The 24335-nt window shown below is 62.7% G+C and carries 22 protein-coding genes; 13 read left to right on the top strand and 9 right to left on the bottom strand.

Translation table 11 applies throughout. The features are described 5' to 3' along the window. Window positions 1–38: 38 nt before the first annotated feature. On the bottom strand, window positions 39–464 hold the full coding sequence (locus tag J3489_RS07295) for an OsmC family protein (protein WP_206997041.1): 426 nt from the start codon (window positions 462–464) through the stop codon (window positions 39–41). A gap of 731 nt (window positions 465–1195) precedes the next feature. Between J3489_RS07295 and J3489_RS07290 the strand changes: the two genes are divergently transcribed. Further along, window positions 1196–3676 carry a hypothetical protein gene (locus J3489_RS07290; RefSeq protein WP_242539852.1) on the top strand — a complete coding sequence of 827 codons (2481 nt, stop codon included), beginning with the start codon at window positions 1196–1198 and terminating at the stop codon, window positions 3674–3676. A gap of 155 nt (window positions 3677–3831) precedes the next feature. Then, complete coding sequence (locus J3489_RS07285) at window positions 3832–4380, top strand: hypothetical protein (protein WP_242539851.1); 549 nt, start codon at window positions 3832–3834, stop codon at window positions 4378–4380. 88 nt (window positions 4381–4468) lie between these two features. Here the strand turns inward: J3489_RS07285 and J3489_RS07280 are convergent, their stop codons facing one another. Together J3489_RS07280 and gcvA are read right to left on the bottom strand one after the other, a co-directional pair. Further along, window positions 4469–5269: an SH3 domain-containing protein gene (locus J3489_RS07280; protein WP_242539850.1), complete on the bottom strand. Its 801-nt coding sequence runs from the start codon at window positions 5267–5269 to the stop codon at window positions 4469–4471. A 143-nt stretch (window positions 5270–5412) separates the two neighbouring features. Then, window positions 5413–6303, bottom strand: coding sequence for a transcriptional regulator GcvA (gene gcvA / locus J3489_RS07275; protein ID WP_206997040.1), 891 nt, complete (start codon window positions 6301–6303; stop codon window positions 5413–5415). A gap of 223 nt (window positions 6304–6526) precedes the next feature. Between gcvA and J3489_RS07270 the strand changes: the two genes are divergently transcribed. From J3489_RS07270 to J3489_RS07240, 7 genes are all read left to right on the top strand, one after another. Then, a complete protein-coding gene (locus J3489_RS07270; protein WP_206997249.1) occupies window positions 6527–7378 on the top strand; it encodes a transketolase in 852 nt (283 codons plus the stop codon). After that, window positions 7375–8376, top strand: a complete 1002-nt coding sequence (locus J3489_RS07265; protein WP_206997039.1) for a transketolase family protein — start codon at window positions 7375–7377, stop codon at window positions 8374–8376. Before J3489_RS07270 ends, J3489_RS07265 begins: the two co-directional genes overlap by 4 nt. A gap of 71 nt (window positions 8377–8447) precedes the next feature. Beyond that, complete coding sequence (locus J3489_RS07260; RefSeq protein ID WP_206997038.1) at window positions 8448–9212, top strand: SDR family NAD(P)-dependent oxidoreductase; 765 nt, start codon at window positions 8448–8450, stop codon at window positions 9210–9212. Between the two features lie 145 nt (window positions 9213–9357). Then, window positions 9358–10395, top strand: coding sequence for a TRAP transporter substrate-binding protein (locus tag J3489_RS07255; RefSeq protein ID WP_206997037.1), 1038 nt, complete (start codon window positions 9358–9360; stop codon window positions 10393–10395). Window positions 10396–10411: 16 nt separating this feature from the next. Beyond that, complete coding sequence (locus tag J3489_RS07250; RefSeq protein WP_206997036.1) at window positions 10412–12274, top strand: TRAP transporter large permease; 1863 nt, start codon at window positions 10412–10414, stop codon at window positions 12272–12274. 115 nt (window positions 12275–12389) lie between these two features. Continuing rightward, the gene (tkt, locus tag J3489_RS07245) at window positions 12390–14405 is read left to right on the top strand and encodes a transketolase (RefSeq protein WP_206997035.1); all 2016 of its coding nucleotides are present in this window, start codon (window positions 12390–12392) and stop codon (window positions 14403–14405) included. Then, complete coding sequence (locus J3489_RS07240; protein WP_206997248.1) at window positions 14405–15370, top strand: D-2-hydroxyacid dehydrogenase; 966 nt, start codon at window positions 14405–14407, stop codon at window positions 15368–15370. The genes tkt and J3489_RS07240 overlap by 1 nt, the downstream gene beginning before the upstream one ends. A gap of 8 nt (window positions 15371–15378) precedes the next feature. Here J3489_RS07240 and pcaG read toward each other — a convergent pair whose 3' ends face one another. Beyond that, window positions 15379–15972: a protocatechuate 3,4-dioxygenase subunit alpha gene (pcaG, locus tag J3489_RS07235; protein WP_206997034.1), complete on the bottom strand. Its 594-nt coding sequence runs from the start codon at window positions 15970–15972 to the stop codon at window positions 15379–15381. A 3-nt stretch (window positions 15973–15975) separates the two neighbouring features. Beyond that, window positions 15976–16683 (bottom strand): protocatechuate 3,4-dioxygenase subunit beta, encoded by a 708-nt coding sequence (gene pcaH / locus J3489_RS07230; protein WP_206997033.1) that lies wholly within the window; start codon window positions 16681–16683, stop codon window positions 15976–15978. A 111-nt stretch (window positions 16684–16794) separates the two neighbouring features. Here pcaH and pcaQ point away from each other — a divergent pair, with 111 nt between their 5' ends. From pcaQ to J3489_RS38760, 3 genes are all read left to right on the top strand, one after another. After that, window positions 16795–17811, top strand: coding sequence for a pca operon transcription factor PcaQ (gene pcaQ / locus J3489_RS07225; RefSeq protein WP_206997032.1), 1017 nt, complete (start codon window positions 16795–16797; stop codon window positions 17809–17811). Between the two features lie 72 nt (window positions 17812–17883). Further along, complete coding sequence (locus J3489_RS07220) at window positions 17884–19215, top strand: AAA family ATPase (protein WP_206997031.1); 1332 nt, start codon at window positions 17884–17886, stop codon at window positions 19213–19215. 61 nt (window positions 19216–19276) lie between these two features. Continuing rightward, window positions 19277–19501 (top strand): RloB family protein, encoded by a 225-nt coding sequence (locus tag J3489_RS38760; protein WP_206997030.1) that lies wholly within the window; start codon window positions 19277–19279, stop codon window positions 19499–19501. A gap of 117 nt (window positions 19502–19618) precedes the next feature. On the opposite strand, the gene J3489_RS07210 is transcribed toward J3489_RS38760, so the two are convergent. Both J3489_RS07210 and J3489_RS07205 read right to left on the bottom strand, forming a co-directional pair. Then, window positions 19619–20278 (bottom strand): glutathione S-transferase family protein, encoded by a 660-nt coding sequence (locus tag J3489_RS07210; protein ID WP_206997029.1) that lies wholly within the window; start codon window positions 20276–20278, stop codon window positions 19619–19621. 134 nt (window positions 20279–20412) lie between these two features. Continuing rightward, window positions 20413–21279 carry a sigma-70 family RNA polymerase sigma factor gene (locus J3489_RS07205; RefSeq protein ID WP_242539849.1) on the bottom strand — a complete coding sequence of 289 codons (867 nt, stop codon included), beginning with the start codon at window positions 21277–21279 and terminating at the stop codon, window positions 20413–20415. Between the two features lie 164 nt (window positions 21280–21443). Between J3489_RS07205 and J3489_RS07200 the strand changes: the two genes are divergently transcribed. Next, window positions 21444–21773: a hypothetical protein gene (locus J3489_RS07200; protein ID WP_206997028.1), complete on the top strand. Its 330-nt coding sequence runs from the start codon at window positions 21444–21446 to the stop codon at window positions 21771–21773. A gap of 562 nt (window positions 21774–22335) precedes the next feature. Here J3489_RS07200 and J3489_RS07195 read toward each other — a convergent pair. Both J3489_RS07195 and J3489_RS07190 read right to left on the bottom strand, forming a co-directional pair. After that, a complete protein-coding gene (locus J3489_RS07195) occupies window positions 22336–22683 on the bottom strand; it encodes a hypothetical protein (protein WP_206997027.1) in 348 nt (115 codons plus the stop codon). Further along, the gene (locus J3489_RS07190) at window positions 22683–24017 is read right to left on the bottom strand and encodes an AAA family ATPase (RefSeq protein WP_206997026.1); all 1335 of its coding nucleotides are present in this window, start codon (window positions 24015–24017) and stop codon (window positions 22683–22685) included. The genes J3489_RS07195 and J3489_RS07190 overlap by 1 nt, the downstream gene beginning before the upstream one ends. Window positions 24018–24335: the final 318 nt, after the last annotated feature.

Raw genomic sequence — 24335 nt, 5'->3', positions numbered from 1 at the left:
GGAGCGCGCCCCGAAGTGGGTTGAATTCGCGTACCGGGTCAGCGCACGTTGATGGCGACGTCGATGTTGCCTCGCGTGGCTTTCGAGTACGGGCATATTTCGTCCGCGGCATGCACGATCGCCTCGGCGACTTCGCGCGCGATGCCCGGCATGCCGACGTCGATGCGGGCTTGCAGGAAGTAGGCGCCGCCGGTCATGCCGAGATCCACCTCGATGTCGAGGGACAAGCCGGACGGCAGCACGACCTTTTTCGCCTTGGCCGCGAGCCCGATCGCGGAAATCAAACACGCTGACCACGCGCCCGCGAACAACCGCTCCGCGCTCGGATGCGCGTCGACGTCCGAGAACAGCTGCTCAGGGTGTTTGTCGTTGCCGGGTGACGAGAGCTGGAGGTTGACGCGCTCATGGCCGCTTAACGTCGTGTGGGTCTTGCCGGTGAGCAGCACGGTTTCGATCTTGGTCATCACAAATTTCCTTGTCCGATACTGGAAGAGGTTTATATCGCATGCGATGTAATCGCATGCGTCACATGATGATGGAAAGGTCGAGCTGTGTCAAGCGTATGAGATTTAATCGCGTACGATATTTAATAGCCGGCGAAGCTGGAAATCTGCTGACGAATCGCAGCGATGCCGACGTTCGATAGCGATATTCGGGTCGAATTCAAAACGTGCGCTATGTTTGAAATAAATGGTGAATATTTTGCCGGTTTGGACTTTGCGTTTGCACTGATTGTGGAGAGGCGATTAGAATAATTCGGCCAATATGATCTCGATATTGGCGAATGGGTGCTAACAGAGAAATCCACTCACTCTTTTTCAGAGATTCTCCAAAAAGGGTCGTACGCTCCGCACCCAACCTGAAGCCCGCGCGATGCCCATCACTGTTGGACAGATGTCTGCTAAATATGGTGCTCTTCAAGCATTTTGACCCACGTATCCCGATGTAAATAAAGCATTTATTTCCGGTGCCAGATCGCCAATATCACTTATCGTTGTTCAAGTCACGTAATTTATTTCGAGTTAATTCCCTTTGACCAAAAAAAGATTTCCATTAGCATCCGACGTGCCTGAATCCTCAGACCCAACACCGCAAAAAAGGTCACGTCGTGTCGAACTCAGACTTCCTAAATCTTCGCGTATCCGCCAATCCGCGCTGGCGTATCAATACTAGGGAACTTATTACTGGAGTTTTATTGACGTTGCTTTTGAGTCTCGCGACGCTGTGGGCCACGAGCGCCCACGCTCAAAGCACGCTCACCGTGAACGGGGTCACTTATACGCTTTGCGCGCAAGAGAACCAGTTCTGTTCGTTCACCGGGACCGCAAACGTTGTCTTCGGCACCAGCACCCAGTACAGCGTCAACGGACCGTTCAAGAACGGCGTGAGCTGCACGAACGGCGTCGTTGCGTCGACGGACCCGGCCTACGGATATCAAAAGAGCTGCTGGTACGGCAGTTCGACATCGAGCGGCACAGGCTCGAGCACGAGTTCCGGCACGAGCCCCTCCACGCCGCCGACGACCACCTCGTGGACCAAATGTGCGTCTGAAAACGGCTTCTGCTCGTTCACGGGGACGACGAATGTCCTCTTCGGCGCGAGCACGACGGCCAATAACGTGACCAAGAGCTTCACCAACGGCGTGGCTTGCACGAATTCGGCGTTCGGCGGCGATCCCGCCTTCGGCACCAGCAAGAGTTGCTGGATTCCCTCGTCGGGCACCGCCTCCGCGGGCTCCGGTTCGACGTCGAGCTCCGGCACGGGCACGACTTCCGGCTCGACGTCGGGCACGGGCACGACTTCCGGCTCGACGTCGGGCACGGGCTCGACCTCGGGTTCGACGTCCGGCTCGGGCTCGACCTCGGGTTCGACGGCGAACAACTCCGGTTCGAACACGTCATCGAGCGGCGCCATCACCTGCGCCGCGCCCGCCACGGCCGCAGGCGGCAGCACCAACGGCCTGATCAGCGCCGATACGCCAAGCTCGGACGGAACGCGCCTGTTCGCCGCGGGCAGCACGTTCAAGCTGTCGTTCGTCACTAACGCGCCGGCGTCCGATTCCGTCGCGTGGTCCATCCAGGATCAAGTCGGCAACATCAAGGGCAGCGGCACGTTCCCTGTCGCGAGCGGCGCTCAGACGAACACGCTCTCGTGCCAGTCCTCGCTCGGCGGCTACTTCGCCGTGACGGCGACGCTGTCCAACGCGGGCGGAACCTTGCCGCAAGCCGGCACCCGCCCGACCGGCATCGCCACGTTCGGCATCCTGCCCAACGTGTCGAGCGTCGTGCCGGCCGTCACGTACGCGCATCAAGATCAGCACCGCTTCGGGATGCAGGGCTTCAACAGCAATGCCGCCGCCCTGTCGGACCTCGGCGTGTCGCAAACGATCGACGACCGCGAGCTCTCCGCCATGGAGCCCAACGGCCCGAACACGTGGACGCCTTCGCTCTCGAGCCTCAATCCGTCCTACACGAGCGGCAACGTCATGCGCCTCGTCCGTCTCGACGGCATTCCCGCGTGGGCCAGCCCCACCGGCGGCTACCAGGACGACACGAACGCGCCGGCGAATCTCACCTACTACCAAAACTACATGTCGCGCGTCGGCACGGATACGGAGGCGGACCGCAAGACTTACTTCCCGAACCAGCAGAAGAACTACTACCAGGTGACGTGGGAGCCGCAGTGGGCGGATTCGCAAGCGAACTTCGTCGCGATGTATGCCGCGGTCTACGCCGGCTTGCACTCGACGGATCCGAACGCTGTCGTCATGGGCCCGACCAACCCGTTCCCGGCCAATTGCCAGACCGAGTGCACGAGCGGTTATCTGCAAACCTACGCCGCACTGGGATTGGGCCAGTACCTCGACGGCGTCACGACGCACGGCTACTACAACGCAGGCACTTACCCGGCGCATCCGCCCGAGCTGTACGACACGGATCCGAACCCGGCGAACGTCGCCAATGCGCTCGACAAGCAGATGCAGGCGCTGCGCTCGGAAATGCAGTCGATCAAGCCGAACATGAAGCTCTGGTCGACCGAACTCGGCATCAGTTACGACGCCGGCGCGGCTTACGGTCCGAACTACCCGTCGAGCAACCAGCTCTATGCACAGGCCGCCGTTGCCGCGCGCGCGCATCTCATCGTCCTCGGCGAGGGCGCACAGGTGACGTACTTCTTCTATGGGTCCGACTACCCCGGCGAGGCGGGATACGGTTCGTTCTTCGACATCGTCGATTCGCAGGGAAATTACGGCGCGACGAACCTGAGCCCGAAGCCCGAAGCGATGGCGTTCGCCGCGATGACGCGCATCATCGACGGCACGCAGACGCTCGGACGCCTGAAAGGCTTGCCCTCGATGGTGTATGGCTATGCGTTCCAGCAACTCACGGGCAGCACCGTCATCACCGCCTTGTGGACGCACAACAACGCGCAGTGGCCCACTTCGTCCGGCAGCTATAGCCCGACCTACAGCACGAACTACGCGCTGACCGTCGATTCGAGCGGTGCGAGCGGCAACGTGACCGTGCTCGACATGATGGGCAATGCGAGCACCGTGCCTTACTCGAACGGCGTGGTCAATCTGAAGCTGACCGAGGCGCCGATCTACGTCGTATCTTCGAACGCGACCGTGATCAAAAACAACGTTACGGTGCCGGTCGGTTACACCGGACAGTAAGCGTTGCGATCGACGCAGCCACACTCAACGGAAAGGACGGTTGAAACAGGACCTGCCAAGCACCAACGGTGCTTGGCAGGTTTTTGCCGGCCCTCAAATTTTCCCGGATCCTTCGTGTCAAAACCTCATGTACGCCTTCACGCGCGGGGTTCGGCATGGCACAGCGAAGATCGACCACACTCTGCCCACATCGGTATCGTTTTGACCGCAGGCGCTTCGCGCTCGCCTTTGCGCTGACGCTGACCCTAAGTGCCTGCGTCCAACCGTGGGAGCGCTTCCAAGCAGGCGAGCCCGAATCCGCCGTCACCGCGGCCCTGGGCCCGCCCAAGGAAACCTACGACCTTTCGAACGGCGGCAAGCGCCTGATGTGGCCGTCGCAACCGATGGGCGAAACCACCGTCGCCGCCGATATCGACGCAAACGGAAAAGTGGTCGACGTCCGCCAGGTGCTGCAGCCGTCCGAGTTTTACCGGGCGGAACCCGGCAAGTGGACACGCGCCGACGTGCTGACCCACTTCGGCCGGCCTGAGGAGACGACGTATCTGCCGCTCGTCAAACGCGAGGTCTGGAGCTACCGGTATTTGGAAGACAACACGTGGTACCAGCTCTTCCACTTCTATTTCGACGACACAGGCCTGTTGCGCTCGACGCAAAAGAGCCCCGACCCGCTTCACGAGCATCCCGACAACGAGAATATGAATTGAGCAGCGTCGGCCCGAGGTCTGTCGGCAGGCAGACTTCGGGCCGCGTCGAAACGCGCTCGCGAAGACGCGCGTAAAGCGCCCTCAGGCGCTAATGGTTGCTCGGATGACCGCGATCTTCGTCGTTGCCGCGCGCCTCGCCGCCGCCGTGCCCGGCGGGCGGTCCGCCCGGGCGAGCCGCCTGTCCTTGAGGCCCGCCCATCGCGTGCGCGGGCGGCTGCGCGGGCCCATGGGCATACCCGGGCTGCGGCTGCTGTTGCTCCGGTCCGTGAGCGTAGCCCCGCTGGGGTTGCTGCTGCTGTTGTCCCGGCCCGTGAGCGTAGTCCGGCTGAGGGTGCGGCTGCTGTTGCTCCGGTCCGTGCGCGTAGCCCCGCTGAGGTTCCGGCGGCGGACCGCCGTGAATGACCGGTCTCGGGTTCAAAGCCGGTCCGCCGCCCTGCGGCGGCTCATGGTGCGCCCAACGGTCCCGATCGTGAAACCACGGCCGGTCGCGGTAGTAGTGGTCCCAATAGCTGCCGAACGCGAACGTCACGACCGGCACCCCGATCTGCACGCCGTAAGTCATGATCGGCACTTCCGAGCCCTCATACGGATAGCCCAGATAACCTCCATAGACCCATCCGCGAAACTCTGGCGTCGAGACGTCGCACCAACTGTAATCGGACACGCAGCCCATCACCGCGAGCTCCGCTCCCGGCGGCAACTCGGCTACGACGGGGTAATCGGCAGCAGGACCGGCGTAGACGTCCACCGGCTGGGTCGTGTACGCCTCCGATTGCGCTGACGCTGCGCCGGACAGCGCCATCAAGAAGGCGCTTGCCGCGGCGGCGCGAATGACGATTTTCTTGTTCACGATTCCTCCCTCGGAAAAGAGGCTGCCTGCAGGCTTCATGTGTTCCTCGTTGCGTCCCCGGCAAATCGGCTCGAGGCCCTATTCCTTGGACAGGTTTAGTGTCTGCCGAATTGCGCCCGCTTGCCTGCGCAATTACCGTTTGTCAGCTTTCTTACCGTTGAGCAAGTTTCGTGCAGCGCCGCTCACGCTTCGAGCTGTTCGAAGAGCCAGTCCTGGAAACTGCGCAGCTTAGGCAGGTCCGCGCGCGACTTGAGCAGGTTCAGCGTGTAGCCATGAACCCTCAGGCCCTCCGTTCCCAGCGGCGCCACGAGCCGCCCCGTCTCCAGCTCGCGTTGCACGAGCAGCAGGCTTTCCAGGCACACCCCCAGCCCGTCCACCGCCGCGCTGATCGACATGAACGAGCGGTCGAAGCGCGGTCCGCGTGTGATGTCGAGACGCGTCCGGCGATTCAGGCGCATCCAGTCGCGCCATCCGACGAGGCAGCTTTCGCTGTGGATCAGCGTGTGGCGCTGCAAATCGGCGGTCGTGCGGATCGGATGCTCGCCGTTCGCGAGGTGCGGCGCGCAGAGCGGCACGATCGTTTCGGGCGGCAGCTCCAGCACCATCGTGCCGACCGGCTGCAGCTTGCGCGCGCCATAGCGGATGTCGACGTCGACGGCATCCGTCGCCAGGTCGGCCGGGCTCGACGACGCGTTGAGCCGCACGTCGATGTCGGGATTGAGCGCGGAAAAGCGCGCGAGGCGCGGCATCAGCCATTGCGTCGCAAAGCTCGGCGTGGCGTGCACGGTGAGGATGTCGCTCTTCGCGACGCGGCCGATGTTGCGCGTCGCCGCATCGATGCGGGCGAATGCGGCGGCGATCTCCTCGGCGTACTGCCGTCCCGAGTCGGTCAGCACGACCGCGCGGTGCACGCGATGAAAGAGCCGCACGCTCAATTGCTCTTCGAGGAGCTTGACCTGGTGGCTGATGGCGGAAGGCGTGACGAACAGCTCGTCTGCGGCAAGCGCAAACGACGCGAGCCGCGCCGCCGCCTCGAACGCCTGAATCGATTTGAGCGTAATGCGATTGTGCATCACAGCATTCCGATGAATTGAATTCAGCGATAGGGCCACTTTAATTCGTTTGAGCACGAGAACTCAAGCGCTTACGCTTACTACACCTCGCAGCGGCATCGTTCAAGACGCTGCCGCGAGCGTCGAGAGAGACGAACGGAGCGCGCGCCGCTCGGCTCATTTCGCAATCGATACCGGCTTTGCGCAGCGAAAACGCGCGGGCCATAAGGAGATCACAGTGACTATGAGCGAAGCCGGGCGGAAGACCGAATCCGTCCAACTCGCGGAACGCGCGTATCGCATCCGCCGCAACGCGCTCTTGATGGGCGAGGTGCAAGGGCAGGGCTACGTCGGCCAGGCACTGGACATTGCCGACGTGCTGGCCGCCGCCTACTTTCATGCGATGAAATACCGCTCGGACGACCCCGACTGGGAAGGCCGCGACCGCTTCCTGCTGTCCAACGGCCACTATGCGATCGCGCTCTACGCCGCGCTGATCGAAGCCGGCATCGTCCCCGAGGAAGAGCTGCAGACCTACGGCAGCGACGACAGCCGCCTGCCGATGTCCGGCATGGCGAGCTTCACGCCCGGCATGGAGATGTCCGGCGGCTCGCTCGGGCAGGGCCTCGCCATCGCGGTCGGCCGTTGCCTCGGGCTCAAGCGCAAGGGCTCCGGTTCGTTTGTCTACACGTTGTTCTCCGACGGCGAGCTCGATGAGGGCGCCGTGTGGGAAGCGATCATGTCCGCTGCGCACTGGCAACTCGACAACCTGATCGGGATCGTCGACGTCAACAACCAGCAAGCGGACGGCCCATCGACGCAGATCATGGCGTTCGAGCCGCTGGTCGAGAAGCTCGAAGCGTTCGGCTGGTTCGTGCAGCGGGTGAACGGCAACGACCTCGCAGCGGTGGTCGCGGCATTCGACGCGGCGCGCGCGCATCGCGCCCCGCAGCCGCGGATGATCGTCTGCGATACGAAGATGGGCTGCGGCGTGCCGTTCCTCGAAGCCCGTGAGAAGAACCACTTCATCCGTGTCGACGCGCACGAATGGCAACTCGCGCTCAAGGCGCTCGAAGACGGGAGACAAATGTCATGAGCCAGGCCACCGCACAAAAGCCGCGTCTGAAGACGTCGGCGATGATCGCGTCGATTGCCGCTGAAGGACAGGCCACGCGTTCCGCACCGTTCGGGCATGCGCTCGTCGAGCTTGCGCACCAGCGTTCCGAGGTCGTGGGCATGACGGCCGATCTCGGCAAGTACACCGACTTGCACATTTTCGCCAAGGCGTTCCCCGAGCGTTACTACCAGATGGGCATGGCCGAGCAGCTTCTGATGGGGGCCGCCGCCGGCATGGCACACGAGGGCGCGCAGCCGTTCGTCACGACCTACGCCGTGTTCGCCTCGCGCCGCGCATACGACTTCATCCACCAGGCGATCGCCGAGGACAACCTCGACGTGAAGATCGTCTGCGCGCTGCCCGGCCTCACGACCGGTTACGGCCCGAGCCATCAGGCCGCCGAAGACCTCGCGCTCTTCAGGGCGATGCCGAACCTCACCGTGATCGATCCGTGCGACGCGCACGAGATCGAGCAGATCGTGCCGGCCATCGCCGACCATCGCGGCCCGGTCTATATGCGCCTGTTGCGCGGCAACGTCCCGCTCGTGCTCGATCAATACGGCTATCGCTTCGAACTCGGCAAGGCCAAGCTGCTGCGCGACGGCGCCGAAGTGCTGATCGTCTCGACCGGGATCATGACGATGCGCGCGCTCGAAGTGGCGAAGGCGCTCGAACAGGACCGCGTCGACGTGGGCGTGCTGCACGTGCCGACGATCAAGCCGCTCGATACGGTGACGATCCTGCGCGAGGCGCGGCGCTCGGGCCGCCTCGTCGTGGTGGCCGAGAACCATACGACGATCGGCGGTCTCGGCGAGGCGGTCGCGACCACCTTGCTGTGCGCAGGCGTGACGCCGCCGTTCCGCCAGATCGCGCTGCCCGATGCGTTCCTCGATGCGGGCGCGTTGCCGACGCTGCACGACCGCTATGGCATCTCCGCGAACGCCATGGCCGACACGATCAAGGGCTGGCTCAACTAGGCCGTTTTCATCGCACCGCTTCACTACACGACATTCGGCGCTCGAATCGCGCCCTATCAGGAGAACTCAACATGTCAGAGTCGACACTTCTTGCCGGCAAGGTCGCCGCCATCTCGGGCGCCGCCTCGCCGCGCGGAATCGGCATGGCGACGGCGCGCATGTTCGCCGCCCACGGCGCGACGGTCGCGATCCTTGATCTCGACGAACGCGCGGCCGTCGAGGCCGCGTCTTCGATCGGCCCGGCCCATCGCGGCTACGCCTGCAACGTGACCGACCGGCAGGCGTGCCACGCGGCAGTCGAGCGCGTGGTCGCCGACCTCGGCAAGATCGATGTGCTCATCAATAATGCCGGCGTCACGCAGCCGGCCAAGCTGCTCGACATCGATCCGGAGAGCTGGGACCGCATCCTCGATGTGAATCTGCGCGGCGTGCTGTATCTGTCGCAGGCCGTGGTGCCGCAGATGAAGAAGCAGGGCAAGGGGTCGATCGGGTGCATGTCGTCGGTGTCGGCACAGCGTGGCGGCGGCATTCTCGGCGGCCCGCATTACTCGGCCGCGAAGGCCGGCGTGCTGGGACTGGCCAAGGCAATGGCGCGCGAGCTCGGCATCGACGGCATTCGCGTGAACTGCGTGACGCCCGGCCTGATTCAAACCGACATCAACGCCGGCAAGATCAGCGACGACAAGCGCGGCGAAATCCTCGCGGGCATTCCGCTGAACCGGCTGGGCGTGCCTGACGACGTCGCGGGCGCGTTCCTGTTTCTGGCCTCGGATATTTCGTCGTACATCACGGGCGCCGTGATCGACGTGAACGGCGGGATGCTGATCCACGGCTAAGCGCAGGGCGGCGGATCGTCCGGCCGGCGCTTGACGGAGGAGCGACCGGACGATCGCGTGGCGCCATGCGCGCGTCGCCGGTTCGAGTCACATTAGCAATCACACGACATAACAAGAATGAAAACCCATATTGGAGGAGCACATCATGACCCAGTCGAACGCTCGAAGCGGCGTCGATCGCCGCACGTTTCTGAAGGCCGGTGCCGCATTAACCGTGGCAGTGCCGTTCGCGGGCGTGGCGCGCCGTGCGTCGGCGGCCGAGTTCTCGTATAAGTTTGCGACCGGGCAGGACCCGTCGCATCCGGTCAACGTGCGCGGCAAGGAAGCGCTCGACCGCATCCGCGAGGCGACCCACGGGCGCCTCGACATCAAGCTGTTCCCGGCCAATCAGCTCGGCTCCGATACCGATCTGCTCTCGCAGGTGCGCAATGGCGGGGTCGAGTTCTTCAATCAAGCGTCGTCGATTCTCGCGACGCTGACGCCCGCAGCCGGCATCGTCAACACCGGTTTTGCGTTCAAGGACTACGACGCGGTCTGGCGCGCGATGGACGGCGACCTCGGCAGCTACGTCCGCGCGCAGATTGCGAAGTCGGGCATCGTCTCCGTGTGTCCGGTGTGGGACAACGGCTTTAGGCAGATCAGCTCGTCGACGCGTGCGCTGAAGACGCCCGCCGACCTGAAGGGCTTCAAGATCCGCGTGCCGCAGGCGCCGATGCTGACCTCGCTGTTCAAGGCGCTCGATGCGGGCCCCACGCCGATCAACTTCAACGAGCTTTATTCGGCGCTGCAAACGGGCGTGGTCGAAGGCCAGGAGAACCCGCTGCCGATCATCGCGACGGCCAAGCTCTACGAAGTGCAGAAGTACATCAGCCTCACATCGCACGTGTGGGACGGCTACTGGATTCTCGGCAACGTCGCCGCCTGGAACAAGCTGCCGCCCGACCTGCGTGCGATCGTGCAGCGCGAGTTCACGCGCGCGGGCACGGAGCAGCGCGCGGATATCGCGAAGCTGAGCCAATCGTTGCGCAACGATTTGAAGGCCAAGGGCATCACGTTCGTCGACGTCGACCGTGAAGCGTTCCGCGGTGCACTGGCGAAGACTTCGTTCTATGGCGACTGGAAATCGAAGTACGGCGCCGAGGCCTGGGGCCTGCTCGAAAAAACCGCCGGCAAACTCGCCTGAGCCTCAAGGGGAAGTCATGATCACGATGTCCTACTCGCATCATTCGCCCCGGCGTTTCGCGTGTGCGCTCGACGCCGCGCTCGGGCCGTTGGTGGAAATCCCCGCCGCGCTGCTGGTGGTCGCGGAAATCGTCGTGCTGCTCGCCGGCGTGACGAGCCGCTACGTGCTGCGCTCCCCGCTCGTCTGGTCCGACGAGCTCGCCGAGATCCTGTTCCTGTGGCTCGCCATGCTCGGCGCGGTGGTGGCCTTGCGCCGCGGCGAGCACATGCGGATGACCGCCGTGGTCGGCATGTGCGCGCCCGGCGTGCGGGCGTTTCTCGACATGGTCGCCATCGCGGCGCCGCTCGCGTTTCTCGCGCTCGTCATGTGGCCGGCCATTCAGTTCGCGCAGGACGCGGCGATCGTCACCACCCCGGCGCTGAGCCTGTCCGACTCGTGGCGCGCGGCGGCGCTGCCCGTCGGGTCGGGGCTCATGCTGCTCGTGGTCGCCGTGCGGCTGGTCCGTGAGGCGAACTGGCGCCTCGTGCTGGCGGCGCTGGCCACGGTTTTTGCGCTCGGCTGCGCGTTCGTCGCGCTTGGCCCAGTGCTGCGCGATCTCGGCAACTACAACCTGCTGATCTTCTTCGTCGGGCTCGTGGCGCTCGGCGTGCTGTCCGGCGTGCCGATCGCGTTTTCGTTTGCGCTCGCGACGTTCGGCTATCTCGCGCTGACGACCAGCACGCCGATGACGGTCGTCGTCGGCCGCATGGACGAAGGCATGTCGCACTTGATCCTGCTGTCGGTGCCGCTCTTCGTGTTCCTCGGCCAGCTGATCGAGATGACGGGTATGGCGGCCGCGATGATCGCGTTTCTCGCGAGCCTGCTTGGGCATGTGCGCGGCGGTCTTTCGTATGTGTTGGTCGGCGCCATGTATTTGGTGTCCGGCATCTCAGGTTCGAAGGCCGCGGACATGGCGGCGATCGCCCCCGTGCTGTTTCCCGAGATGAAGGCGCGCGGCGCGAAGCCGGGCGAACTCGTCGCGCTCCTGGCCGCGACCGGCGCGCAGACCGAGACGATTCCGCCGAGCCTCGTCTTGATCACGCTCGGCTCGGTGACGGGCGCGTCGATCTCGGCGCTCTTCACGGGCGGCATGCTGCCGGGCATCGTGCTCGCCGTGACGCTCTGCGCGCTCGTGTTTTGGCGCAATCGGCGCGAGGATCTTTCGCACGTGAAGCGCGCCGCCGCTGCGGAGATTGTCCGCAAGCTGCTGATCGCGCTGCCCGCACTCGCGTTGCCGTTCGTGATTCGCGCCGCCGTGATTCGCGGAATCGCGACGGCCACCGAAGTCTCGACGATCGGCATCGCGTACACGGTGCTCGCGGGCCTTTTGATCTATCGCCGCTTCGAATGGGCGCGCCTGAAGCCGATGCTGATCGATACGGCGTCGCTGTCGGGCGCGATTCTTCTCATCATCGGCGCGGCGACGGGCATGGCCTGGGCGCTCACGCAGTCGGGCTTCTCGGGCGAGCTCGCCGACACGCTCGCCGGTTTGCCGGGCGGGGCCGCGACGTTCATCGCGGCGTCGATCGTCGTGTTCATCGTGCTCGGCAGCGTGCTCGAAGGCATTCCCGCCATCGTGCTGTTCGGGCCGCTGATGTTCCCGATCGCCAAGCAGTTGGGCATCAACGACATTCACTACGCGATGGTCGTGATTCTTTCGATGGGCGTGGGCCTTTTCGCACCGCCGTTCGGGGTCGGCTACTACTCGGCCTGCGCCGTGAGCCGCATCCATCCCGATCAAGGCATGAAGCCGATCGTCGGCTACATGGTCGCGCTCGTCATCGGGCTCGTCGTGGTTGCCGCGGTGCCCTGGATTTCGACGGGCTTCCTGCATCCGTAACCCCGCTCGCGCGCCTGCCCGGGCTCTACGCAGCCGCGGCGGCGCGCGACGCTCTCACTCACGGTTCTCATCGACGCCGCTTCTTCGGAAACGGCGCGCAAGGAGTTTTTTTGCCATGTCTACCTACGACGAAGCGCCGCTCGCGAACGCCATCCGCTTTCTTTCGATCGACGCGATTCTGCGCGCGGGAGAAGGGCACCAGGGCGTGCCGCTCGGCATGGCCGAGATCGCCGCGGCGCTGTTCACGCGCCACTTGAAGTTCAATCCCGCCGACCCGCAATGGCCTGACCGCGATCGCTTCGTGCTCTCGAACGGACATGGCTCGATGCTGCTGTATTCGCTGCTCTATCTGACGGGCTACGCGCGCATCGGTCTCGATCAGATCAAGACGTTTCGCGAGTTCGGCTCGCACTGCATGGGACACCCCGAATACGATCAGGCGTCCGGCATCGAAGTGACGACCGGCCCGCTCGGACAGGGGATCGCGAACGCGTTCGGGATGGCGGTAGCCGAGGCGTTTCTCAACGCGAAGTTCGGCAGCGGCATCGTCGATCACTACACGTATGCGTTCGTCGGCGACGGCTGCCTTCAGGAAGGCGTCGGCCAGGAGATGATCTCGCTCGCGGGGCATTTGCGCCTCTCCAAGCTGATCCTGTGCTGGGACGACAACCGCATCACCGACGACGGCAGCACCGAGCTGTCGATCAGCGAGGACGTGCGCGAGCGCTTTCGCGTCGCGGGCTGGCACGTGATCGACGTCGACGGGCACGACATCGACGCCGTATCGGCGGCGCTCGAACTCGCGCGCAAGGATCCGCGTCCGTCGATGCTCGCGTGCCGCACCCTCATCGGCCGCGGCATCGCGCGGCTGCAAGGGCAGCGCGGCGGCCATAGCGGCAAGCTGTTCGACGCGGACGCCGAGGCGGCCCGCAAGCTGCTCGACTGGCCGCACCAGCCGTTCGAAGTGCCCGCTGAGATCCTGTCGGCGTGGCGCCGCGCGGGACAGCGCAACGTGGCCGAGTATCGCGCGTGGCAGGCCCGCGTGGCCGCGCTGCCTGCGCACGAGCGCGCCGAATTCGAGCGCGTTCAGGCGGGACGCCTGCCCGACGGCTGGCGCGACGTGCTCGAAGATTACCGGCGGCGCGCGGCGGAAAGCGTTGAAGCGCAGCAGGGAATCATGGTGTCGGCCGAGATCAACGATCTGTTTGCGGCGACGCTGCCGGAGCGGATGGTCGGTTGCGCCGACCTCGAAGCGCCGACGAGCCACAAGCGCCGGCTGCACGCGTTCACCGCGCAAGACCGCACGGGCGCATACGTGCATTGCGGCGTGCGCGAGCACGTGATGGGCGCGATGGCGAACGGCATGGCCGCGCACGGCGGCGTGATCGCGACTTGCGTCACTTATCTCGCGTTTTCGGACTACGAACGGCCCGCGATGCGGATGGCCGCCCTGATGGGCCTGCCCGTGAAGTTCGTGTTCAGCCACGATTCGATCGGCCTCGGCCGGAACGGGCCTACGCACCAGCCCGTGGAAATCCTCGCGTCGTTGCGCGCGATGCCGAACATGCACGTGATGCGTCCCGCCGATGCGGTCGAGGCGGCGGAGTGCTGGGAAGTCGCGCTGGAGCGCAAGGACGGGCCGAGCACGATGGTGTTCGCGCGGCAGGCTTTGCCGCCGGTGCGCCGCGGCCACGTCGCCGAAAACCTGTCGCGGCGCGGCGCCTACGTCATTGCCGAGGCCGAAGGCGGCAAGCGTCAGGTCACGCTGCTCGCGACCGGCTCCGAAGTGGCGATCGCGCTCGACGCGCGCACGCGGCTGCAAGCCGAGGGCGTGGCCACGGCTGTCGTCTCGATGCCGTGCTGGGAAATTTTCGACGAGCAGGACGCCGGCTATCGCGCCGCCGTGCTCGGCAGGGGCACGGTGCGCGTCGCGGTGGAAGCGGCGGCGCGCTTCGGCTGGGATCGCTACCTCGGCGAGCGCGGCGGTTTTGTCGGCATGAGCGGCTTCGGTGCATCGGGTCCCGCCGAGGTGCTGTTCGAGCACTTCGGCATTACGGCGAGCCACGTCGTGGGCGAAGCCCGCCGCCATCTTTTGAAGGGAATCGAACAGGAGCTCAAGGAGGCATCATGATGGAAAAGATCGTCTTTCTCGACCGCGCGACGCTTGCGCCGCAAATCCAATTGCGCAAGCCGGGCTTTCCGCACGAACTCGTCGAATATGAAAAGACCGCCCCCGAAGACGTGCTGGCCCGGCTCGCGGGCGCAACGATCGCGATCACGAACAAGGTGGCGCTGACGAAGGACCTCATCGACCGGCTGCCGGCCTTGAAACTCGTCGCCGTGGCCGCGACCGGCACCGATTGCGTCGACAAGGCCGCTTGCCGGCATCGCGGCATCGCAGTGGCGAACATTCGCGGCTACGCGATCAACACCGTGCCCGAGCACACGTTCGCATTGATGCTCGCGCTGCGCCGCAATCTCGTCGCGTACCGCAACGACGTGCTCGCGGGCGTCTGGCAGAAGTCGGGGCAGTTCTGCTTCTTCGATCATCCGATCCACGATCTTGGCGGAGCGCGGCTCGGCATCATCGGCGAAGGTGTGCTCGGGCAGCGCGTCGCCGAGATCGCCAAGGTGTTCGGCATGGCGCCGATGTTCGCCGCGCACAAAGGCAAGCAAGGCTTGGGGCCGCTCTATACGCCGTGGTCGGAAGTGCTCGCGACGAGCGATGTCATCAGCATCCACAGCCCGCTCACGCCCGAGACGCGCAACATGCTGGCGATGCCGGAGTTCCGCGCGATGAAGCGAAAGCCGCTCATCATCAACACGGCGCGCGGCGGGCTCGTGGACGAAGGCGCGCTCGTGCAGGCGCTCGATGAGGGGTTGATCAGCGGCGCGGGTTTTGACGTCACCGACGGCGAACCGCCACGCCTCGATAGTCCGCTCATGCGTATCGCCGGGCGGCCGAACGTGATCCTGACGCCGCACGTGGCGTGGGCCTCGGATGAAGCGCAACAGGCGCTCGCCGATCAGTTGATGGACAACATCGAAAACTTCGTCGGCGGCACGCCGGTGAATCTGGTGCAGAGCGCGTACTGACCGACGCGTTACACGTCGAAGAACGCCGTTTCCCCTTCACCCTGCATGCGGATATCGAAGCGATACACGTTGCTGCCTGCTTGAGGATCGCGCCGTGCGACGAGCGTCGCGCGGCGATTCGCAGGCACCGCTTCGAGCACCGGGTCCGTCGCATTCGCCGCCGCTTCGTCGTCGAAGTAGAGGCGCGTGAACGCATGCAGCAGCATGCCGCGCATCAGCACCGTCACGTTCACGTGCGGAGCGCTGTCGGCGGACGTCTTGCCCGGCTTGACCGTTTCGATCACGAAGCGGTGTTGCGCATCGGTGCCCGTGCCCACGCGGCCGAAGCCGCGAAAGCCGCTCGCCGCGATGTCGGCGCGCGAAGCCGGATAGCGGCCTTCGCTGTCGGCGTGCGTCACTTCGATGAGCGCATCGCTGACGGGCTTGCCGTCGCCGTCGAACACCTGCCCGATGATCGTGATGCGTTCGCCCGGCGTTTCGGGCGCGACGAGCACCGGCGTGAACAGGCTCTTCAGATCGAAGTGGTATTGCTCCGGTACGAGGCCATAAGCGAAGTACGGGCCGACCGTTTGCGACGGCGTTTGCTTGAGTGTCCGAGTCATGGCTTAGCGCTCCATCGGCGTTTCGTTGCGGCCGCGCAGCACGATGTCGAACTCGTAGGCGAGCGCGTAGCCTTCTTCGGTGCGGTCCATCGAGAAGCGCGCGATCAGGCGGTCGCGTGCCTGTTCCGGCGTGCCTTGGAAGATCGGGTCGTACGCGAGCAGCGGGTCGCCCGGGAAATACATCTGCGTGACGAGGCGCGAACCGAAGTATTCCCCGAACAGCGAAAAGTGGATGTGGTTCGGACGCCAGGCGTTCGGATGGTTGCCCCACGGGTAGGCGCCGGGCTTGATCGTCAGGAAGCGATAGCGGCCATCGCCGTCGGTCATCGTGCGGCCTGCGCCGAGGAAGTTCGGGTCGAGCGGCGCGTCGTGCTGGTCGACCTTGTGGACGTAGCGCCCAGCGGCGTTCGCCTGCCAGATCTCGACGAGCGTGTTGCGCACCGGACGGCCGCCTTCGTCGAGCACGCGGCCCGAAACGATGATGCGCTCGCCGAGCGGCTCGCCGTTCTTCGCGGCGTTGCGCGTGAGGTCGTGATCGAGCGCGCCGAGATCCTCGGTGCCGTAGACGGGCGCGTATGGGTCGCGCAGCTTGTCTTTCAGCGGAATCAGCGGCAGCGTCGGGCCGCGCTTGACCGACGAACGATAGGGCGGGTGGATATAGGCCGGATGCGACGGCCAGTCGCGCTCGGTCAGGATGATGGGGTGATCCATCGTGTCGTCTCCTATGGGGGTGCCGCCGTTGGGGCGTGGTGTACTGGACTTTATATAAAGCGGAAAGTTATGCAAAATGACCTTTTTTCACGCTTCGTATAACAGATGGTTATGCAACGCCGCCTCGCGGACAGCCGTGTCAAATTCCGTCATCTCCAGTGCTTCCTGGCTGTCGCGCAGTTCGGCGGCGTGCAGAAGGCGGCGGAGAGTTTGTCGATTACGCAGCCGGCAGTGTCGAAGACGGTCGCCGAACTGGAGGCGATTCTCGGCGTGAAGCTCTTCGAGCGCGGGCGCCACGGCGCGGCGATCACGCGCGAAGGGCAGCTCTTCGTGCCGCACGCGAGCGCATGCGTGAGCGCGCTGCGCCAGGGCGTCGATCTGCTTACGCGCGAGGGCGGCGGCGCGACGGCGTCGCTCGAAATCGGCATGCTGCCGACCATCGCGCCGGCGCTCGTGCCGCCGATGCTCGCGCGCTTCGCCAAGGATTGGCCGCAGGTGGTCGTGCGGCTCGTCACGTCGTCGAACGCGGAACTGCTCGAGCGTTTGAAGGCGGGGACGATCGAGTTCGCGATCGGCCGCCTCGCCGACCCCGAAAAGATGATCGGCTTGAACTTCGAACAATTGTTTAACGAACCGCTTGCGGTGGTCGTCCGCGCCGGTCATCCGCTCGCGTCTAGCGCGTCGAGCGCGGCGTCGCCCGCTGCGCTGCCGGCCGCGCTCGCCGGGCCATTTCCGGTGGTGCTGCCGCCGTTCGGCACGCTGATCCGGCAGTCGGCGGAGAGCCTCTTGACGATGAGCGGCGCGGCGCCGCTCGCGTCGTTCGTCGAGGTGCTTTCGGTGTCGGTGGGGCGGGCGCTCGCGCTCGAAAACGACGCGCTGTGGTTCGTGCCGCTTGCGGCGGTCGAGCGCGATCTCGATGACGGCGCGCTGGTCCGCCTGCCGCTGCCTTACGCGGGCACCGAAGAGCCGGTCGGGCTGATCCGCCGGACCGATTCGGAGCCGTCGCCGGTGGCGCGCACGCTGATCGAGGCGGTGCGCGGCGTGGCGCGGCGGCGCCTGGCGGCGCAAGCCTCGCCGCCGCGCGGGAAGCCCGGGCGGCGGGGCCGGCGCGACCCCGGCATTTTGTGAAATTTTCACAAAATGCCGCACTTGTCGTGTGTCGCCGTGCGCTAGGCAACAACCGAGTCACGAGAGGTCACCATGCTGGTCCAGTTCACAACCGAGAACTTCCTGTGCTTCAAGGACGAAGCCACGATTTCGATGGTTGCTGCGAAGCGTCGATCAAAGGACAAGGCACTAGATGCCGCTGCAACGTTTGACGCATCCGACGAATTGAAGCTTCTAAAATGTGCCGCGCTGTACGGCGCGAATGGTAGCGGCAAGAGCAGCCTCTTCAAGGCGATACATTTCATGAAGAAATTCGTCCTGGATTCTTCGAAAGAATCTCAAGCCGACGAAAAAATCAAAGTGACACCTTTTCGGCTATCTGCGGAGATCCAAAACGCTCCATCTCGATTTGAGATTATCTTCGTGTGGAAAGGCTATCTTTATCAATATGGCTTTTCTGCAGATGAAAATTCAATTCATACGGAATCGCTCACCAGAAAGAGTATCGCAAAAGGGCGTGAGGAATCGCTTTTCAAGCGAGTTCACGATCGAATCACGGTGTACAAGCGCTTCAGCGAAGGCGAGGGTCTTCAGAACAAGACTCGAAAAAATGCGCTCTTTCTTTCTGCGTGCGCAAACTTCGACGGCAAAATTTCAACCGAAGTGGTACGCTGGTTCCGCACAGTTCGCGTCATTTCAGGTTTGACTGACGAGGGTTTGTTTGGTTACACATCAGGTAAGCTGGGCGACGCGGCATGGAATGGAAAGATCAGAAACTTGCTGAAGGATTTCGATTTGGGAATCGAGCGCCTGGAGGTGGGTGCCCCTGAGGCTAATCTTTTTGCAGATCCCGATTTTCCTGCAGCATTGCAACCGCTCACTGAGGCATTAGGCAAACTCAAGATCACTCCCGCGAAGACAGTCGCCACGTACCATCGCAGTTTCGACGGCACCGGCAATATCGGCGGCGAAGTCGCCTTTGACTTAAAGCGCGACGAATCCGAGGGAACCAAGAAACTGGTTTCTATATCCGCGCCCTTGATCGATGTACTCGAGAAATATTATATTTTGATATTTGACGAATTCGATGCGCGCCTACACCCAATTATCACGAAAAACATAATCAAGCTATTTAACTCCTCCGAGATTAATGTAAACCATGCGCAGTTGTTAGTTGTGACCCATGATACAAATCTTCTGGACCGCGAGCTTATGAGGCGAGATCAGGTGTGGTTCACAGAGCGTGATTATTACGGCGCTTCTCACCTCACTTCGCTTGTCGAGTACAAGGTCAGAAATGATGCATCGTACGAAAAGGACTACATCACTGGTAAATACGGTGCCATACCCATCGTCGGAGACATCAAGCGCGTCTTCGGCCCTTTCACGAGCGAAGAAAGCCCTGCCACTCAGGAGACTGACTGAGCCACGGCGATCAAAATCAAGGGGCGTAACGAGAATCGCCTGAACACCCGAAAGGAAAATTTTGATCGTTTGCGAGAGGGCAAAGACCGAGCCAAACTACTTTAAGGGTTTCCGCGTTGCAAAGGATGTGTGCGACGTGAAGGGCTTTGGAGCGAACACCGTATCACTTGTGCGGAAGGCAGAGGAGTTAAGGCAACAAGGCGATTATCGGGAAGTTTGGTGCGTATTTGATCGCGGCCGGCGCGGCGCGGGCGCTTTCTCCCTACCTTCGGATGCCTCGCTCTAGCCACATGACAGCGCCGCCACACCCTCCGCTGCGTCTCATCCGAGCCTCCACGCACTCAGCGTGCACCAAGCCGCTATAGCGCAGGAACGGGTTAGATGCGCGAATGAAACGCGAGCCTCAATCGCGATCGGGCGCGCCGAGCGGAAACAACGGGCGATAAGGGCGCGCTTCGTCGACGGCGCGCGCAAACGACGGCCGTTTCAGCAGCCGTTGCCGGTACGCGATGACATGCGGAAAGTCGGCGCCGATGCGATGCGTCCAGTCGGCGTAAAACAGGTGCGGCGCGGCGCCGCAATCGGCGAGGCTGAAGCGCTCGCCCGCGGCCCATTCGCGGTTTGCCATGACTTCGTCGAGCCAGCCGTACGCGGTGTCGAGCATCGCGCGTGCTTCGGCGACGCCGCGCGCATCGCGCTCCGCCTCGGGGCGCAGGCTGTCGAAGACGATCTTTTGCTGCGGCGTCGCGATGTAGTTGTCGAAGAAGCGGTCCATGAAGCGGACTTCGAGCGCGGCGCGCGGATCGGCTGGAAGCAGTGCAACCGGCCCGGGGTAGTGGAGGCCGAGGTACTCGATGATGACGGTCGATTCGCGGATCGTCCGGTCGCCGTCGACAAGCATCGGAAAGCGCTTGATCGGCCACAGCGCGGCGAATTCTTCCATTACTTGCGGATCGTCGTGCGACAGCCGGCGCCATGCGAACGGCGTGCCGTTTTCGTAGAGCGCGGTCAGGACCTTTTGGCAGTATGAGGAAAACGGGTGGGCGTAGAGCTTCAAGGACATCGCGATTCTCCTTGGGACCGGGGGGGATCGAACCAACAAGCTAGCGCAAGAACGCCGCTTTATCCAACGACGAACGAGGCCGCACGAAATCGACACGGCGCCGAAAAAATCTTACGGGCGGCCTCCTGCGCCTTCTACACGCTTCGCATGTCCAGGCTTTCCGTCACGTACGGCGCGTAGCGGAAGTCGCGAATGGCGACGATGCGCTCGTCGGCCCAGTCGAGCAGGATGACATACGCGATTTCAGCAGTTGCCACCGCCGGATCGCTCGCGAGCAGGACCGCACGTCCCTCTGCGAAGCCGAGGCGGAGCCGGCAGGCGGCGGCCTGCTCGTAGCGCGTGAAGTAGACCGAGACGTCCTTGCGCCCGGCGAGCCGAACCCGGTTGACCAGGTCGAGCCGCACCTCTTCGGAGAGGAGGTCGCGCAGCGCGTCGAAGTCGCGTGCGTTGAATCGATCGGCGTAGCGATTCAGCCGTTCGCGATCGGCGTCGGAGAGGCTCGGCATCGAATCATCGGGCGTGTCGACCAGTTCCTGAAGCCGGACTCGGCCGCGATGCAGCGCCGACTTCACGGCCGCAAGACTGACGCCGAGCATGTCGGCCGTCTCGGCCGGCGAGTAGCCGAGCACGTCCGCGAGCACGACAGTGGACCGCTGGATCGTCGGCAGATGCAGGAAGTTCGCGAGACTGGCCGCGGCCGCCACTCTCGCATCGGCGTGGGCGCCGTGATCGGCGAGATTCGACAGCGCTTCGTCCGATTCCGCGAAGCCCTGACGCTTACGGCGCCGCAGCGCGTCGAGTGCCGCGTTATGGGCGATGCGCAACAGCCAGCTTTCCGGATGCTGAATCTCGCCCGCCGAGGGGAAGGCCTGGATCGCGCTGGCGAGCGCGTCCTGGACGACATCTTCCCCGTCGAAAGCCGAGCCGACCATGCGCGTGCAGTAGCGGTGCAGGCGCGGGCGCAGGTCCGTCATCAATCGTGCCAATCCGTCCGAATCCAAGGCGCAAGTCTCCTTTTCACGCGGCCAATCTCGGTAGACGTTCCGGCCTGCCCAAAGGATTCGCGGACGAAGAAATATTTTTTCCGCGAATCCTTTGCGTGGCGCGCGTCGTCTTTGGCGTTATCGGCACACTCCCGTGTCGAGTCCATTGAAAGGAAAACGTCATGCAACGAGCTGTTTTTGTCCGCTATGCCGTCAAGCCGGAATGCGCTGCCGAAAACGAGGCGCTGGCGCGGGCCGTGTTCGCCGAACTGCGCGAAACCAAGCCCGAGAATGCCGCCTACGCCGTGTTCAGAAACGGCCTTGAGTTCGTCCACATTTTCGTGAATTCGGCCGCGGACGATTCCGCGGTCATCACGGAACTGCCGAGCTTCAAGGCGTACTCCAAGGATATCGCCGCGCGCTGCGAAAAGGAGCCGGAGGTGGCGCGATTGAGTGTCGAGCTGCTCGAATCGTATGGCTTGGCGACGACGCAAAGGAGCGGCCGAAGCTAAAGAAAACGGGGATAATCCGGCCAGCGTTAAAGAAAATCTTATGGCCGATTATCCATGCGTCCCCGACTGCCGCTGCATCGCAAAAGTCGGGCACGCTAACCTTGCGTCGCTCCGCAGACGCATTTCGACCCACAATAGTCCTTCGACAGGCTCGATAGCAGACATAGCGAATGCGGACCAAATAGGTCGGCGTTAGGCCAAGATAACGGGGACCGCAATTTATGACCCGGCGTGAGAGGTTGCGCCGGGTCTGTGCTCATAACAACGGCTTCAACTCTGCAGGTAACTGAGACGGAAGGGCCTTGCTGGCAATGGCCTTCCACAGTTGATAAACCTGCGTTGTCGGTCCGGTAGGATTGTCTCCACCGCCTACCGATTGATCTAAAATCTCCGCGCGAGCACAAGCGGTTGCAACGGTTGGCAGCGGGAATTGGGTCATGTCGAGTCGGGTCTTGTTATACCGCCCCAGTGTGTTCCGAAGCAACTGTTCTGTCGCGGCCGCGTTGCGCAAGTCAGTAACCGCAGAACCATCGAGGCGGTGAAGCAATAGCCATAGTTCAAATTAAGGTTTGCTAAGCGCTACGTTCATGCCCTTCCGCTTGGCCTCACCAATCGCGCCTAAAAAAGTTCCTATATGGTTGTCCCGAGTGCAGTGATCGGTGTCCAGCAGCATCCATAGCTCATCGTCGTCTTCATGGTCAAATTTGCTCAATCGATCGAGAACATGCGGCGCAGCCGATGTTCCGTCGACCGTTGGCACGACGTGAATTTGGATTCTGGGAATGGAAAAAGAGTCGAAATACTGCTTCGGTGCGTAGGTGTCATCGCGCGCAATAATGAACAGCCGGTCATCGCTAAGTGTTTTCTCGTCCCGTTTTAGCGGTCTAGGTTTTCGTTCAAAAAGGCTCATCAGACGTTACCCCGCTCGACAAGCATCCGATCGAGGTTGCCGAGGAACGGGACGGCTCCGAAACGCCCTTGGAGATAATGTTTGCGAATTTCCGGATCCTTCCGCACGCGAAAGTCTGTCAGGGGGTAAATGTGCGTCTCGGATGTCGCGCTTTTTTCCGCAAACCAGATCTCATCCCTTCTCAGCAAATCCAAGTCAAGCAGATTTGATTCATGCGTTGTAATAATAATTTGGTGCCTGTCCGCCTTGCAGGATTCAAGGAAGAATTGCAAAAATTTCCAGATCAGCATCGGATGCATACTACGATCGATTTCGTCGATGAAATAAACTGCGCCGCTATCGTCGTCATGATTCAACGCCGGCATCAAACTTAACAGGCGCCTAGTTCCATCAGATTCATCTGCGAGGTCGAGTGGCGCGACACTGCCCGGCGCATATTCGTGCGCGGCTTGGATGCTGATGCGGTAGTAATGATGAGCGTCTGTTTTCTCGATGAGCAGTTCGCCCCGTTCCGCCATATCCACGACAGCCGTATTGTGCGGGCTCTTGGATACATCTTGAATCACTTGTTCAACGACGGTTTCGGGTAGAATCGCACGGAGTTCCTCCTCGGTAATCTCTTTCTTTTGGACGCTGAGATGATCCACGCCAGTGGAGGATGACTTGAGGAAGTTCCCAGCAAACGTCAGGTATTTGGGATCCGAGCTCAGAAGATGACCCAATGGTGCAGTGGTTTGCGTCGGGTCAATTAGTTTCAAGCCTTCCAAAAACCAATCAATAATCGAAGCGAGTTCTGAGCCGATATCGTCTTCGTCAAGGGTTGCTCTGATTGTCGCCAGAAACGACTGATTTTGCGGACCCCCGACCGTAACAAGAGCAGACAGCTTCTCATTTACCGATTTAAGATAGTTGCCTTCAATCCGCACTCGACCGCTTTCATCAGTGGCTCGTTCGTAAAGAACCCGCTCTTTGTTGCCGGTGATTTTCACGAGCCATTCCTGAACGATCTTGTGATCGTCGATCCTGAAGCCAAATCGGTAGAGCTGCTCGCGCACGATGAACTGCAAATCGAAGCTTGACGGCTCCTCGCTCGCGCCTCCGAACCGGAATGCCTCACGACCCGTACCAGTATTCTTTTTCCTGGGCCTCAGGGCCACCAACTTGAGATACTTCAGCGCCTTGAACAAATTAGATTTGCCCGCGCCGTTTGCCCCGTATAAGACTGCGGTTTTTAATACTTTCTCTTCTGAATCAGGGACCGCGATCGCGTGCCCCTCGTGTTCCTTCCCTAGACAGCGGAATTCCGCGGTGTGGGGCGCGGGCTCCGGGCTCAAACATTCGAATTCCAAGGGGTGGAGGCCGTGCCTCGCCCTCAAACGGTCGAACCCCGAGGTCCGACGCTCGCATTCCGCCCTCAAACAGTCGGCACCTCCACGGTCTGAGGCCCACGTTCCGCCGTCAAGCAGTCGAAGTCGCCGGTCCGAGGCCCAAGTTCCGCCGTCAAACAGTCGAAGTCGTCGGTCTGAGGCTCAGATTTCGGCCCTCCAACAGTTGAATGCGTCGGTTTGGGGCTCGCGTTCCGCCTTCAAACATTCGAACTTCACGGTCGAGGGCTCGCGTTTCAGTCTTGGACGTTCGAGTTCGACGGTTTG

It is taken from the genome of Trinickia mobilis (assembly GCF_017315705.1).
GTDB classification, from domain to species: domain Bacteria; phylum Pseudomonadota; class Gammaproteobacteria; order Burkholderiales; family Burkholderiaceae; genus Trinickia_A; species Trinickia_A mobilis.
The sequence above is the reverse complement of the archived record's forward strand: the minus strand, read 5'-3'. Positions and strand labels throughout refer to the sequence as shown.